15 protein-coding genes are annotated in these 13,682 nt (G+C 40.3%); 1 reads left to right on the forward strand and 14 read right to left on the reverse strand.

Annotated elements, in window-relative coordinates; all coding sequences use genetic code 11:
• The first annotated feature begins 260 nt into the window (after positions 1 to 260).
• On the forward strand, positions 261 to 524 hold the full coding sequence (locus AC5YCI_RS07600) for a hypothetical protein (protein ID WP_496175388.1): 264 nt from the start codon (positions 261 to 263) through the stop codon (positions 522 to 524).
• Here AC5YCI_RS07600 and AC5YCI_RS07605 read toward each other — a convergent pair.
• The 14 genes from AC5YCI_RS07605 to moaA form a co-directional block, all read right to left on the reverse strand.
• The gene (locus AC5YCI_RS07605) at positions 505 to 1,629 is read right to left on the reverse strand and encodes an FAD-dependent monooxygenase (RefSeq protein ID WP_496175389.1); all 1,125 of its coding nucleotides are present in this window, start codon (positions 1,627 to 1,629) and stop codon (positions 505 to 507) included. The two genes, AC5YCI_RS07600 and AC5YCI_RS07605, sit on opposite strands and share 20 nt — an antisense overlap.
• A gap of 55 nt (positions 1,630 to 1,684) precedes the next feature.
• On the reverse strand, positions 1,685 to 2,488 hold the full coding sequence (locus AC5YCI_RS07610) for an SDR family oxidoreductase (RefSeq protein ID WP_496175390.1): 804 nt from the start codon (positions 2,486 to 2,488) through the stop codon (positions 1,685 to 1,687).
• Positions 2,489 to 2,538: 50 nt separating this feature from the next.
• Entirely contained in the window at positions 2,539 to 3,513 is a 975-nt protein-coding gene (locus AC5YCI_RS07615) for a SphA family protein (RefSeq protein WP_496175391.1), read from the reverse strand.
• A 516-nt stretch (positions 3,514 to 4,029) separates the two neighbouring features.
• A complete protein-coding gene (locus AC5YCI_RS07620; RefSeq protein ID WP_496175392.1) occupies positions 4,030 to 4,617 on the reverse strand; it encodes a TetR/AcrR family transcriptional regulator in 588 nt (195 codons plus the stop codon).
• A gap of 24 nt (positions 4,618 to 4,641) precedes the next feature.
• The gene (locus tag AC5YCI_RS07625; protein ID WP_496175393.1) at positions 4,642 to 5,841 is read right to left on the reverse strand and encodes a multidrug effflux MFS transporter; all 1,200 of its coding nucleotides are present in this window, start codon (positions 5,839 to 5,841) and stop codon (positions 4,642 to 4,644) included.
• A 214-nt stretch (positions 5,842 to 6,055) separates the two neighbouring features.
• The gene (gene cysG, locus AC5YCI_RS07630) at positions 6,056 to 7,459 is read right to left on the reverse strand and encodes a siroheme synthase CysG (RefSeq protein WP_496175394.1); all 1,404 of its coding nucleotides are present in this window, start codon (positions 7,457 to 7,459) and stop codon (positions 6,056 to 6,058) included.
• A 12-nt stretch (positions 7,460 to 7,471) separates the two neighbouring features.
• Positions 7,472 to 8,113 carry an ATP-binding cassette domain-containing protein gene (locus tag AC5YCI_RS07635; RefSeq protein WP_496175395.1) on the reverse strand — a complete coding sequence of 214 codons (642 nt, stop codon included), beginning with the start codon at positions 8,111 to 8,113 and terminating at the stop codon, positions 7,472 to 7,474.
• On the reverse strand, positions 8,106 to 8,798 hold the full coding sequence (gene modB, locus AC5YCI_RS07640) for a molybdate ABC transporter permease subunit (protein WP_496129544.1): 693 nt from the start codon (positions 8,796 to 8,798) through the stop codon (positions 8,106 to 8,108). Before modB ends, AC5YCI_RS07635 begins: the two co-directional genes overlap by 8 nt.
• The gene (gene modA / locus AC5YCI_RS07645; protein ID WP_496175396.1) at positions 8,785 to 9,573 is read right to left on the reverse strand and encodes a molybdate ABC transporter substrate-binding protein; all 789 of its coding nucleotides are present in this window, start codon (positions 9,571 to 9,573) and stop codon (positions 8,785 to 8,787) included. The genes modB and modA overlap by 14 nt, the downstream gene beginning before the upstream one ends.
• A gap of 13 nt (positions 9,574 to 9,586) precedes the next feature.
• Positions 9,587 to 10,846 (reverse strand): molybdopterin molybdotransferase MoeA, encoded by a 1,260-nt coding sequence (locus AC5YCI_RS07650; protein WP_496175397.1) that lies wholly within the window; start codon positions 10,844 to 10,846, stop codon positions 9,587 to 9,589.
• Positions 10,843 to 11,766 (reverse strand): bifunctional molybdenum cofactor biosynthesis protein MoaC/MoaB, encoded by a 924-nt coding sequence (moaCB, locus tag AC5YCI_RS07655; RefSeq protein WP_122902144.1) that lies wholly within the window; start codon positions 11,764 to 11,766, stop codon positions 10,843 to 10,845. The genes AC5YCI_RS07650 and moaCB overlap by 4 nt, the downstream gene beginning before the upstream one ends.
• A gap of 52 nt (positions 11,767 to 11,818) precedes the next feature.
• A complete protein-coding gene (locus tag AC5YCI_RS07660) occupies positions 11,819 to 12,322 on the reverse strand; it encodes a molybdenum cofactor biosynthesis protein MoaE (protein WP_496129547.1) in 504 nt (167 codons plus the stop codon).
• A 2-nt stretch (positions 12,323 to 12,324) separates the two neighbouring features.
• Positions 12,325 to 12,573 (reverse strand): MoaD/ThiS family protein, encoded by a 249-nt coding sequence (locus tag AC5YCI_RS07665; protein ID WP_496129548.1) that lies wholly within the window; start codon positions 12,571 to 12,573, stop codon positions 12,325 to 12,327.
• A gap of 2 nt (positions 12,574 to 12,575) precedes the next feature.
• Entirely contained in the window at positions 12,576 to 13,601 is a 1,026-nt protein-coding gene (gene moaA / locus AC5YCI_RS07670; protein ID WP_496175398.1) for a GTP 3',8-cyclase MoaA, read from the reverse strand.
• Between the last annotated feature and the right edge of the window lie 81 nt (positions 13,602 to 13,682).

Consider the following 13,682-nt stretch of genomic DNA (forward strand, 5'->3'; position numbering starts at 1 on the left):
AGCGAGAATACTGCGGTTGCTCTGAAAAATAAAAATCTACATATTACTATCTAAATATTTGATAACTGATATCTTTTTTGATAAAAATTTTTAAGCTTTTTGGCAATTGCCCCACCCATTTGTATATTTTATATTCAATACGCTTCATTACACTAAGCAACTATTTTTTAAAATTAACCCTTGGTTAATGATCCCATACCTCATTTTAAGTTTAAGGAACGACCATCAAACTTAAAGGGATATTCAGTGCAGGATATATTGTGCTCTGTTTTACTGCACTATGTGCCGAACCCGCTTTAGATTTAACGGGTCACTGGAAAGTGATTAATGACAAAAGTGGCTTTACTTTAGTGAAAGTTAAAATTACCCGTAACGGTAATATCCTGATTTTACACAGCCCTTTCGATACAGAAAAAGCCAGTCGCAAGCTGTCTTGGATATGGATAAGAGAAAATTACAGCGTAAAAAAGCCTGCTGACGCAGGCTTTTTTACGCTCAATAGTTTTAGATATAAGCTGCCGTAACGTGCTCAAATCCCTTCGCTAACAGCATACTTCTTTCCATCATGGAACTCCCCTCGATTTCCATACGGCCAATTTCACCCGACGTTTCCACCACAAATTGCGCACGGGCCAAGCGTTTTCGCATGAACTGCTCAAATACAGCTTGCAAATCATTCCCATATTCATCAAGTAGCTTAGCCAGAACAATCGCATCTTCGACTGCAAGCCCAGCACCTGAACCTAAGTGAGGCGTGGTTGCATGTACAGCATCACCGATCAAAATGGTAGAACCACGATGCCAATCGCTATTCACCATTACACGCTCTAAAGGACGGTAAATGATTGGCGTGTTCTCATCAATAGCGTCAATATAAGGCTTCAGTACTGTTTCAAATTCTCTCAGCAGCTGTTTTGCCATGTTTGGTAATACCTCAGGCTCTCGCCATACTTGGTCTTTTGGTACACACTCCATCATGTACATATACATTTGCGTTGGGCTGCAAGGATTAAAGCCTACTTTCATATTTTCAGACTGGAACATGCGTCCGCGAGTGATCTCTGCAGGACGGTCAAACTGTAAGCGCCAGCAGGCCTGGCCGGTATATTCAGGTGCTGCCTGTTCTGGCATGAGTAATTGGCGCAATTTTGAAAATACGCCATCGGCGCCAATGACTAAATCATAATGTTGAGTGCGCCCACTCTCAAACTGTACAAAACAACCATGTTCTAACGTACTTTGTAGTTTTGCAACTGTATCACCTAAAAAAACAGGGATATTCAATGCTCTCACTTTACTAGATAAAATATCGTGCAGCACCGGACGCAAAATAGCACCTTCAGATGGAAAGTCATCAGCAATGACGCGTTTAGATAAAACAGTTCGGATGAACTTCCCATGTTGGTCATAAATATCGACCCCATCATGTACAAAACCTTGTGCAGCAATTTCTTCTTGTATACCAAAGTCACACAATGCACGCAATGTCAGTACGGAAAGCGTAAGCCCTGTTCCTAAAGCTTTCCAATCTTCAGATTTTTCTACCAACTCAACATCGTGTTGCGCTTGGCGTAGCTTAATTGCAGCAGCCATACCTGCAATTCCACCACCTAAAACTAAAATTCTCATATTTACATCCATATTGAGTAATGATTTTGATGACCAGCTTTAGCTAAAAGCTATACTAATGTGTTAAGACCGCGCGATTAAGTAAGCCTTGATCTGCAACAATGGTCTGCCCTGTCATAACTCTATTGTGCTTAGAAGCTAAGAATGCATATAAAGCGCCATAATCCTCAGCTTCTGGCAACTGATTTAGTAAACTAATAGATTGAAATAACTGTAAAAATGCATCTTTTGGAATATCTGACTGCTTCTGTTGCTCTAAATTTAAGGCTTTTGCGCCTTTTAATTGACTATTACCGATAGCTGCGGGCGCCACACCGTTGACCCGAATGTCAGGTGCAAACTCAAATGCTAATTGCTGAATTAGACTTTTAATTGCCCCTTTTGTTGCTGTATAAACTGCACCACCTCCATCAGCAGCATAAGCTGCGGTAGACGTGGTAAACACCAATGCGCCTTGGTTGGCTCTAAGTAAGTCTGCAAAAATATGTGCGGTGAGCAAATAACCTTTCACATTAACCGTGAATAACTCATCAAATAACGCATCAGCCGCCCCAATGGACATGTTTTGCAAAGCAACATTCCCATCAAAGATCCCTTGTGTACCAATCACGGCGTCTAGACGACCATATTTTTTTACAATACGTGTTTTGCATTCGTTTAAATCCGTGTGTTGGGTGACATCACAACGCATTAATAAATCATCGTTATCAAAATAACTTTGCAATTGCTGGATTTTTTCATCAGAAACATCTGTCACAATAACTTTAGCGCCCTGTTCCTTACAATAACGGGCCACCCCAAGCCCTAAACCAGAACCAGCACCCGTAAGCAACACAATATGATTATCGAGTAATGACATTTTTATTTTTTCCTTATTTCCATGCTTTAAAAAACACCCCCAATTAAGGGTTAAAATTCGGCAGGCAACTGCGTCGCTTTAGGTTGACCTTTACTATATAAAGGCACTGAAACATTTAATGCAAAGCGTCCATCATTACTGACGGCATTTTTAGTTTCTAAGTCCTTAGACCAGCTTAACCCAACAAAAATACCTCGACCAAAGTCTTTTAGAACTTGCACACCTAAGCCAATTTGCCTAGCTTTATCATTGGCATGCCCATAATAAGCTGTACCATTATTTTTATCTGAGGTCACTTGTTCACGTATGTAAGCAATGGGGCCAATCTGTAGACCTTGATGTAGATGATCCAATTTTTTCAACACCGTGGCATCAAAATAAAGCTCATCACCAGACTCATATTTTGTTTTCTCATTTTCAAAGTTATAGAAATAATAAGACTCCAAAGAAATATTCCAACCTGGACTAAACATACTATAGCCAATACGGGGATTTAAAGACCAATACTCACCACTAGTATTGGTAGCACCGAGCTTCCATGATCCCGTCGTGGTGATCGCGCCCAGACCAGCACTGACAAATTGACCCGGTTTTAAAGTCCAAGATAAATCAGCAAAATGTACATCTACATTAGCAATATTGGTATTAGAATGGCTGCCCAATTCGCCAAGCATAGGATTGCTAATGGTTTCCTCTGCTACAATAAATGGCACAACCAACCATGCACGATAATCAGCGCCCCATACTTTCCAGCCTGGCGTATAAATAAAAATCGACGTTGATGCGGGAGCATCCAGCTCCAAACCCATATTCTGACCCTGATTATCTTTGAGCTGACCATTTAGCAGCTTTGTAGAGCTGGTATAATAGATACCCGGGGGTAAAGGTGCACTAAGTGGAATGCCCATAGTACTGCCGCCCACTGCTTGTGGTGCTGAGCCCGGCTCTAAAGCAAAACCAAGGGGAGAAATGAATAGCGGTAACAGACTGAAGCTCAATTTTTTTTTGATATATTGTTTTAACATTGCCTACTCCATTGGCAGATTGTTCCCTCCCCTAAATTAGTGAAATGTGCCTGATAAAGTCAGCTGTCAATTAAGAAAGCAGTTATATATATAATAGATAGCTAAACACCCAGATATATACAGAATATTTTAAGCTATCTGCATAGTAAGGTAAGATAGATATTATTTACGAAACCCCCAGAGGTTTACAGATAATGGGCACGAACAACATCCCACATCTGGCACTATAAGTCGTTTGATCTGGCCTGTCTGCTGCTCAAATAAAATCCCAATCATCCAAGATATGTCTGCACTTTGTGCTAAATTTACTGCTCTAGGCACGAATAGCTCGGCATCCATATCACCATCGCTTTAACCATACTTCAACTAATTTACTTGTTTTTTCAACTTAGATACGCCATGCTTTTTTCTCAAATGCAAAGGAGTTAAATAAGATTAAAAAAATACATAAATACGTTGAACGCATTCTAATAGAGGCACTTCCTATACCCCATTTTTGTTCGAATAAAATATTCCTTAATCACATTCCAGAATTTTTTGAATACTTTGTCTGTATAAATGCAGCATGGCCTGCAGACGTCTCTCATACATACGACCATCATATAAAAGTTCTACACTTAAACTATCTAATATGCCTAAATAAGCATCTGTATACATCTCTAGGTCTTCAGAGTTAGGCATAATTTTGCAGAAATCTTCCTGATATAACTGAATGATTTTTGCAATGTAAAGCTCATACACAGAGGTGACTTGTTCAATTAAATGGCTAGGTGGAACATATGCCATACGGGTCAAAAATTGATAAGTAATAGCGCTTTCATAACGTGGCTTAACTTCATGAAAATAAGTTTCACCAGGTAATTTTCCATCTGAAAATATATGAAAACATTTGCTGATATGTTCACACTCAATCTCAAGTGAGTCCTGTAAAAGTTCAGAGAATAGAGCATCTTTACTTTTAAAATGTGTATAAATTGATGCTTTTCGAATTCCGACAGTCTCGGCAATTGCACTTAAAGAGGCCCCCTCGTAGCCACTTAATACAAAATGCTCAAAAGCGACATCAATAATACGTTGTTTAGATTGAGAGCGTACTTTATTCACGAGGGGAAAATCCTAAGGAAAAGTTTAATGAGTAAATGCTTTTACAGACGCACCACGAGCACTCATAAAGACTAAAAATAAAATGAGTGGACCAATTGCACTGAGTAAGACTAACCAATATAGGGTATCAACTTCAACAAGTTGACCTGCAATAGGCGTTGCGACTGAAGAAAGAAGCATCGGGATGGCGCCTAATAAAGCTGCACAGGAGCCTAGAGCTGTTTGCTGTGAATCCATTGCAATGGCCATGAGCGTCGCTTCTAATACCCCAAGTCCAAATAAACCTAATGCAATTCCAGATACAATACCAATTAAACCCATATTCAACATATACATCGTGATACATGTCATGCTGCCTATCATCATGACTAGGGCCCCGATCATTGCTAAACGTGTAATATCCATTTTTTTTACAAAATAAGCAGAGGATGACGCACCTAATATGAGACTAATACTGGTTAAACCAAACACTAAACCAAATTGTTCACTACTTAGACCATATTCGGTTTGATAAACAAAAGACGATCCACCAATATAAGAAAATAAGAAAAAATAAACCGCTGACAAAGCAAGCAAATTAAAACTAAACGTCTTATTTTTAACAATACTCCAATAATTTTGGATAATGGATCTAAAGTCGAGCGTAATACGATCTTTGACTGCTAAGCTTTCTTTCAATGTAACTAAGGTATTAACAAAAACCATTATTCCCAGAAGACCTAAAGCAACCATCACGCCACGCCACCCGTAGTGTGCTCCAATTACGCCACCTATAGCAGGTGCTACAATAGGGCCCAATGCAACAATAGTATTTAATAAGGCATACAATTGTGCAGCTACAGCCCCTTCGGTGATATCTCGAACCATGCTCATAACAACCACAATGGCCGTTGATGCACCAATACCTTGAAGGGCGCGTGCAAAAATAAGGCTTTCTAGGTTTAAAGCACAAGCAGCCCAAATAGATGCAACAATATAAGTCACAAGACCGAGTAATAGCGGAATTTTACGTCCAATTGCATCAGATAAGGGGCCAAAAAACAGTTGCCCGACCCCCATAAAAATCAAAAATACGGTTAACGTAATTTGTGTAGAAGCATAAGAGGTGTTGAGATCCTGAGCCATATTCGGCATAGACGCTAAATACATATCAATTGCTGCTGGACCTAATGCAACAATAATAGCGAGGGAAATCGTGAGTTTTAACCCTACAGAATTTTTCATAACTTAAATTTAACTAACTACCGATCGGTAGTTTATATAGGATTAATATCATTTGATCAAGCCCCTTGATTTAAACCATGTTCAATCTTGAGGTAAATTTACTTACTATAAGTCACACACTTTAGAGGCATCATGGATCTACTTAGGTGTATCATCTGCTCACTTATCTTTTAAGCCATTTAAAGCTTAAATAGCATGTGAGCAATCTCATACTTCATGATGAACCACCCAATTGTTGCCAATTCAATTGTTCTCTTAACTTAACCACCTCGCCAATGATAGTTAAAGTTGGTGCTTGAATCTCATGTAGTGAAACTTGCTGGCTAATTCCTGATAATGTACCTACAACTACTTTCTGTTCTGGTGTCGTTCCTTTAGAAATAAGTGCCACTGGCATATCTGGTCGTTGACCATGTGCAATAAGTTTTTTACAAATCGTTTCTAAGCCCACTAAACCCATATACAGCACCAATGTTTGGTTTTCATATACAAGTTCTTGCCATGGCAACTCAGGAGACCCCTCCTTCAGATGACCTGTTAAGAAGCGAACACTTTGTGCATAATCACGATGTGTTAATGGAATTCCAGCATAAGCTGAGCAACCAGAAGCAGCTGTAATTCCAGGAACAACTTGAAATTTAATTCCTGCTTCACATAATTCTTGTATTTCTTCCCCGCCACGACCAAAAATAAATGGATCGCCGCCTTTTAAACGACATACTCTCTTGCCTTGTTGAGCATATTTAACCAACAGGGTATTAATACTTTCTTGAGGGACAACATGATGTGAACGTGCCTTACCGACATAAACCTTTTGGGCATCACGGCGACATAAATTGAGGATAGGGTCTGAGACTAAACGATCATAAACAATGACATCAGCTTGTTGCATTAAACGTAATGCTTTTAAGGTCAATAACTCAGGATCCCCAGGTCCAGCACCCACCAAATAGACCTCACCTTTGGGTATCTGCCATTCATTTAGGGCATTTCTCAGATGTTGTTCTGCAAGATCTAGATGGTCATTTAGTACATTGTCCTTAAAAGAACTCTCATATAAATTTTCCCAAAAAATACGACGCTGCTCAGGTTGGGTGATTTTTTCTTTAACTGTTTTACGCCATTTTCCTGAAAAAGCGGCAAGTTTCCCAAGCGATTGTGGAATGGTGCTTTCTAGCTGAGTACGTAGTTGTCTAGCAAGTATAGGAGAAGTACCATTTGTTGCAATAGAAATCATGAGTGGAGAACGATCAACAATTGCAGGTACCATGAAACGGCAATGTTGGGTCTCGTCTACTGTATTCACCAAAATATTTAATGCTTCACAGCAGTGATAAACATGTTGATTGATATGAGTATCATTGGTCGCTGTAATCACTAATCTATACGTGGTTAAATTTAATCCTTGCTCAATGGCTTCATTAAATGTGGTCGCAATATAGCGTCCGTGGTTGACTTGTAAGAGTTTATTCAATTCAGCATCAATATCAGGTGCGATCACTGTCACGCGGGCACCGGCTTGAATCAGTAACTGTGCTTTGCGATACGCAACTTGCCCACCGCCAACAATGAGACATGTTTGTTGCTGTAGTTTTAAAGAAATCGGGAAAAAGTCCATTGTTCTCTCGTGTTAAATATTATGAATTTTGCCTTGGTCAATTTTTATAATGTCCGCTTGAAGGTACTGTAGCTCTTCAATATGGTGTGTTACATAAATCATGGGCAAACCTGTTTCATCTTTGACATTTTTTAAGAAAGCTAAAATTTGCTGCCTTAAACGCTGGTCTAAACCGGTGAGGGGTTCATCTAAGAGCAACAATTGAGGAGACGATAATAAGGCACGCCCAATAGATACACGCTGTGCTTCACCACCTGAGAGCTGATGTGCTTTTCGCTTAAGTAATGCTGGTAATTCTAAAAGTTGTACAACTTGATCCCATTCTATGCTGTTGTGTTTTTTCCCAGACCACCTTTGCGCATATTTAAGATTTTGCATGACATTAAGATGTGGAAACAGTAATGCTTGCTGAAAAATCAGCGCAATATTTCTCTGATACGTAGGCAAGGAAAGCGATTGTTTAGAATCAAAAATTATTTGTTGATTAAGTTGGATAGAGCCGTGTAATGGATTGCATAAGCCAACAATATTTTTCAAAAATGTACTTTTTCCACAGCCCGACGGCCCCACAATGCCCAGCACTTGATGCTGCATTTCAAGCTGTACATTTAATAGAAAATCCTGCTGTTGATATTGAAAGTGACAATTAAGCATTTTGTCCTCCCAATCGCTTTTGGTATTTTTGCAAAATGAAGTAGTTGGCAATTAATGCACTAAAAGCCAATAGCAACGATAAAGCCACCAAGCGCATAGCCAAAGCATCACCATTAGGCTGTTGTAATAATGCATAAATCGCAATCGGAATGGTTTGCGTCTCGCTCGGAATATTTCCAACAAAGGTAATCGTTGCACCAAACTCGCCCAGACTACGACTAAACCCTAAAATACTCCCCATCAAAATACCGGGTAGTGCTAAAGGTAAACTGATGCTTAAAAAAACTTTTCTTGGACTTGAGCCTAAAGATGCTGCAATCTGTTCAAGCTGCTGATTTAACATTTGAAAAGACAAGCGAATAGGTTGAACGATCAGCGGAAAAGAGACCAGCATGGCTGCAAGTACAGCACCTTTCCAATTAAAAACCAATGAAATGCCCCATTGACTTAAATATTGCCCCACGAGCCCTTGTTGCCCAAACGTGACCAGTAATAGGTAACCTAAAACCACAGGGGGTAATACCATGGGCATCTGTAATAAGGCTTCAATGATAAATTTAGCTTTAAACTCATAACGCGCCAGCAACCAAGCCAAGGCAACGGCAAAAGGTAAACATAATAAGGTCGAAATACTTGCCACCTTTGCAGAGAGGTAAATCGCACTCAGCTCTTCAGGGCTTAACATATCGAGAGGTCTCCCCCTTTATTTGAAATCCATATTTTTTGAAAATTTGCTTGGCTTGGACATCATGCACAATAAAGTTTCTAAAATTCAGTGCTGCCTTATTTTTTTGCCCTTGTAGGGTCAATGCTAAGGGATATTCAATCGGGCGATGTGAGTGAGCGGGAAAGCTGCCAATAATGTTCACTTTTTTACTCAGTAAAGCATCCGTTTTATAGACAATACCTCTCTCGCATTCGCCTCTTTCTACAAATGCCAATGCAGAGCGAACATGATCTGTGCCTACAATTCGCCCCTGTAAACTATTAAGCCAATTGAAATGCGTTAAACTTTGCTTTGCATATTTGCCAACAGGAACGGACGCCATGTGCCCTGTACACAAATAACCTTTAAAAGATTGAGAAAATTTAAAATCTTTGTGTGCTTTGAAATCTGCCTGAAGATGCTGAGGAGCGATGACAACCAGTTGATTATTGAGAACCGAAAGGACTTGATTGGCATGAATTTTCTGTTTATGCACCAGATAGTTCATCCAGTCTAGATCTGCTGAGAAAAAAAGATCACTCGAAGCACCTGCTTCAATTTGTCTCGCTAAAGCAGAGGAGGCAGCAATCACAGGTACAATGCGATGTTCGGGTTTTTGGACCTGATAGAGTCGCACAATCTCATCTAAAGCATTGGTTAAACTTGCTGCGGCATAGATTTTAATGGTGTCAGCAGACACCGTATTTGCACTCCCACCCATCAACAAGATGAAACTTATCTTTTTGATCCACATATCAGCATCCATCTTAAGGTTGTATCAATATGCCGTGTAAAATCTGCCCCGCTTCTATCGTTTGATCTGTTGGAATACGCACCAAACAATTTGCTTGCATTAAGTTTGAAAGCATATGAGATTGCTGCTTAGATAAATTCGACAGCTTTAATACTCCATGTTCAAAATATGCGGACATTCTTAAAAAGCGATCACGAGCATCCTTTTTCAGGGCTGTAGTCGATACAGCACTAAACCAAGGCAAAGGTTGCAGTTGTCCTTGCAAACTGTATAAGAGTGTAGATATATAGATATACATACCCACGTACACTGCAGCAGGATTACCAGGTAAGCCAAGCAGCAGACATTGACTATGGTCTTGACGTGTGTACTTTGCAAACAGCATCGGCTTTCCAGGTTTTTGTTTCACCTTCCAAAATATCTGTTCAAAGCCAAGCGCTAACGCAACTGGGCGGACAAAATCATAATCACCCACTGAGACGCCACCTGTGGTGATCACTAAATCATATTGATCTTTTAAACGATCAAACAATTCAAAAACTGCCTGCTCCCCATCAGAGACATACATGATGTCTGCGTGGAGATGCTGTTGCTGAAACCAGGTCTGAATTAAAGGGCCATTGGCATCAAATATCTTGCCTGACTCAAAGTCCTCAACGGTTTGAGCAACTTCATCACCTGTAATGACCACAGCAATCTTGGGCTGGGTATAAACAGACACCGTGTCTACCCCTGCCATACTCAGTGCAGCAATAGCACCCACATTCAAATGTTGCCCGGTGTGTGCCAAACGCTCACCCTTTGCCAACTCTTCCCCCATGTCTCGAATATCAGCATGCAGCTTTAGCGTTTGAGTCAATTGAATCCGGTGAGGCGTATGCTGCAACTGCACAATTTCTTGGCGTGCCACAGTGGTCGTATTTTCAGGAATTGCTGCGCCGGTAAAAATGCGAATGGCCTGTCTGGGCAAGAGTGAGATGGATGACACTTCACCTGCACGGCATTCACCAACCACTTCAAAATCTGTATTTTCTGCTATCAATTGATCTGCTTCAGCACAGATTGCATAACCATCTACAGCACTCTGTGCAAATAGTGGCAGATGAATGTGTGAATATAGGTCCTGTGCTAAATAACGATTTAAAGCAGCTTTTAAAGGAATACGTTCTGTTTTTAATCGCGGGCTCTGTTGTTGAATGTAGGATAAAGCCTGATCCACTGAGATTAAGCCGGGTTCAGCCCCACACATCGCATGCTTGAGCACTTGGTTCATTGATAGCCTCCTGCATGCGGAATATTCTTCTGTACATCAAACAAATGTACCAGTGCAGGTAAAATAGCCGTCAATGATTCTTTTGCCCCTTGTCGACTACCAGGTAGTGTAATGACCAAACTGGTTTCAATATAACCTGCAACACCACGACTTAAGGCCGCGTAAGGCGTGCGGCGTTGTCCAAAACTACGAGAGGCCTCCATCAGGCCGGGAATTTCACGCTCTAAGAGCGGCTGCAGTGTTTCTACAGTTAAATCTTTGGGGCCTAAGCCCGTGCCACCGACAGTCAAGATCAAAGGATATTGATTTTTAAACTGATGGATTAAAGCCAATAACTGTTCAGGATCATCTGCAATGACTTGATAGTGATTATTGCTAAAATTCGCTTCCTCTAAGATCTCTAAAACATTTTGCCCTGCGGTATCAGGCTTCTTGCCGGCTGCAACCGTATCAGATAATACCAACACAACAGCAGGCAAACTGTCTTTTAAGCTACGTGTAAAATGAGATTTTCCACCTTTCTTTTTCTGTAGTTTGCATTGATCTAAGCACAGATCTTCAGGCTCACAGTGTGGCTTTAACATATCGTATAAGGTTAAGCCCGCTAGGCTGACTGCCGTCAGGGCTTCCATTTCTACGCCTGTCGGCCCAATGGTTTCTACCGTTGCAATGATTTCTACATGTCGCTCATGCAGTTCATATTCAACATCTGCTCGATAAATGGGTAATGGATGGCACAGCGGAATTAATTCATCTGTACGTTTCGCTGCTAAAATACCGGCAATACGTGCTGTCTTTAACGCATCACCTTTCTCTGTATTTCCTGTTCTCAGCAATTCGATACAATGTGCTGGTGCATGTAAAATTCCTGTTGCAATGGCAGTACGATAACTTTCTGCTTTCATGCCCACATTTTTCATTGTATTGGTCCTAAATACGCTAAAAATTCTTTTTAATGCTTTGGGTTATTATTTAATGCTGACATGCATGAGCATGCTGATGCACGTCTATTGCTTTTGCCCGATTTGACATAGAATCTTGGTCTTTACGAATACAACAGCCCTCAACAAATTGGCTACTTCCATCTGCATAAAATTCCTCTTTCCATACAGGAACCTCATGCTTGACTCTCTCGACAGCCGCCTCACAAGCTTGAAAAGCTTCTCGCCGATGGGCAGCGTATGCCATGGCAATAATGGCAACCCCTCCAATATCTAGCGCACCAATACGGTGGACCACACGGACATACGCAACACCATATTGCTGTTGGATCTCTTGTTCGATTTGGCGAATCATTTTCTCAGCAACGGGTTGATACGCTGTATATTTCAAAGCTTTAACCGCTCTACCTTGATGATGATTACGTACTGTTCCTACAAAAATGCCTATACCACCACATTCAGGAAAATGTTTAATATGATCAAAGATCTGCTGATCTAAATTGTGCTCTTGAATGCGAGAGAAATCTTTTAACATGTTTAACCTCCCGCAACAGGTGATAAAAGTACAAGCGTCGTATCTTGCTGTAATCGTGTATTTCTAGGGATGATGTCTTCACCTACTGCACAAGCACAGTACGGCAGTAAATGCTCAGCTGCGGGATATTGTTTTAGAACGTCGATTAAGACCTCTGAAACCAAACAGTTTTCTGGATGCTCTATTGAAAATGCATCAGGTAAATATCGACTGATTGCACCAAAGGATTCAATGTTTATCGTCAGTGTCATTTTTAACCTCCAATTTGGTACATACTAATTTTTCGATTTGAGCTGATAGGCTGCGCTTGTATGGCGTGGTAGCCCCGTTCTTTATGCCAAATATAGTGTCCTAGTTGTGCATCTAATCTGTGTTGTGCCTTTTTTGGATGCGTTACTAATTGTTGAATATCGCTTTTTATATTGAGGCCATTTTTTGCGAAAAGACAGTTAAAGAATTCGCCTTGTGCATTGAGTCTCAGCCGATCACATTGCTTACAAAATGAATGACTAATGGTAGAAATAATACCTATTGGATGTTGTTGAATAAAATACTGTCTCGCAGGATTTGAACCTTGTTTTATATCCTCATTGACTACGAAAAATTGAGACAATATGGCTAAAATTTCTTGTTCTGAAACCACATCCGCATGCGACCATTGTCCATCCCCATCAAGCGGCATGTATTCTATAAATCGTAGCTGTACATCATGTTGGATAGACCACTGCACTAAGGGAATGATTTGGTTTTCATTGAGGTTTTTGATTAAAACGGTATTAATTTTAATTTTAAGACCAGCCTCTTTGGCCGCGTGAATACCTTGTAATACCGGCTCAAGCTGGCGCTGTGTCAACTGAAAAAATTGATCCTGATCTAAGCTATCTAAACTGATATTGATATCGTCTAAACCCGCTTGTTTTAGACCTTTGATATATTGTTTTAAGTAATGGCCATTGGTCGTCATAGAAACTTTTTTCAGGCCTTTTTTCTTTAAACTTTGTAATTGTGCAATAAAATGGACAACACCTTGGCGCATCAGGGGTTCGCCCCCAGTAATGCGGATATGTTCAATGCCATGCTGCACCATAAAGTCACAAAACTGATAAAGTTCTTCAAAACTTAATAGCTGATGCTTCGCCATCCATTTGGGATGTTCAGGCATACAGTAGACACATTTAAAATTACAGCGATCAGTCACTGATATGCGCAGTTTTCGCTTTTCTCGACCAAATTGATCTTTAAATATATTCAACTGTTGTAATACATTTAAGCTTGTCATGTGACTTAATCCCTTGCATCTTTTGAATGCAATTCAAAAAAAATGCCCTATTTAACTTCAGATCAAACTGCAATAATTGTT

This window comes from Acinetobacter sp. CY17 (assembly GCF_059515825.1).

Excerpts from the sequence above, each read along its gene's own strand:
- AC5YCI_RS07605 (WP_496175389.1), bottom strand. The coding sequence starts at position 1,629 with ATGAGAATTTTAGTTTTAGGTGGTGGAATTGCAGGTATGGCTGCTGCA.
- AC5YCI_RS07610 (WP_496175390.1), bottom strand. The coding sequence starts at position 2,488 with ATGTCATTACTCGATAATCATATTGTGTTGCTTACGGGTGCTGGTTCT.
- AC5YCI_RS07615 (WP_496175391.1), bottom strand. The coding sequence starts at position 3,513 with ATGTTAAAACAATATATCAAAAAAAAATTGAGCTTCAGTCTGTTACCG.
- AC5YCI_RS07625 (WP_496175393.1), bottom strand. The coding sequence starts at position 5,841 with ATGAAAAATTCTGTAGGGTTAAAACTCACGATTTCCCTCGCTATTATT.
- cysG (WP_496175394.1), bottom strand. The coding sequence starts at position 7,459 with ATGGACTTTTTCCCGATTTCTTTAAAACTACAGCAACAAACATGTCTC.
- AC5YCI_RS07635 (WP_496175395.1), bottom strand. The coding sequence starts at position 8,113 with ATGCTTAATTGTCACTTTCAATATCAACAGCAGGATTTTCTATTAAAT.
- modB (WP_496129544.1), bottom strand. The coding sequence starts at position 8,798 with ATGTTAAGCCCTGAAGAGCTGAGTGCGATTTACCTCTCTGCAAAGGTG.
- modA (WP_496175396.1), bottom strand. The coding sequence starts at position 9,573 with ATGTGGATCAAAAAGATAAGTTTCATCTTGTTGATGGGTGGGAGTGCA.
- AC5YCI_RS07650 (WP_496175397.1), bottom strand. The coding sequence starts at position 10,846 with ATGAACCAAGTGCTCAAGCATGCGATGTGTGGGGCTGAACCCGGCTTA.
- moaCB (WP_122902144.1), bottom strand. The coding sequence starts at position 11,766 with ATGAAAAATGTGGGCATGAAAGCAGAAAGTTATCGTACTGCCATTGCA.
- AC5YCI_RS07660 (WP_496129547.1), bottom strand. The coding sequence starts at position 12,322 with ATGTTAAAAGATTTCTCTCGCATTCAAGAGCACAATTTAGATCAGCAG.
- AC5YCI_RS07665 (WP_496129548.1), bottom strand. The coding sequence starts at position 12,573 with ATGACACTGACGATAAACATTGAATCCTTTGGTGCAATCAGTCGATAT.
- moaA (WP_496175398.1), bottom strand. The coding sequence starts at position 13,601 with ATGACAAGCTTAAATGTATTACAACAGTTGAATATATTTAAAGATCAA.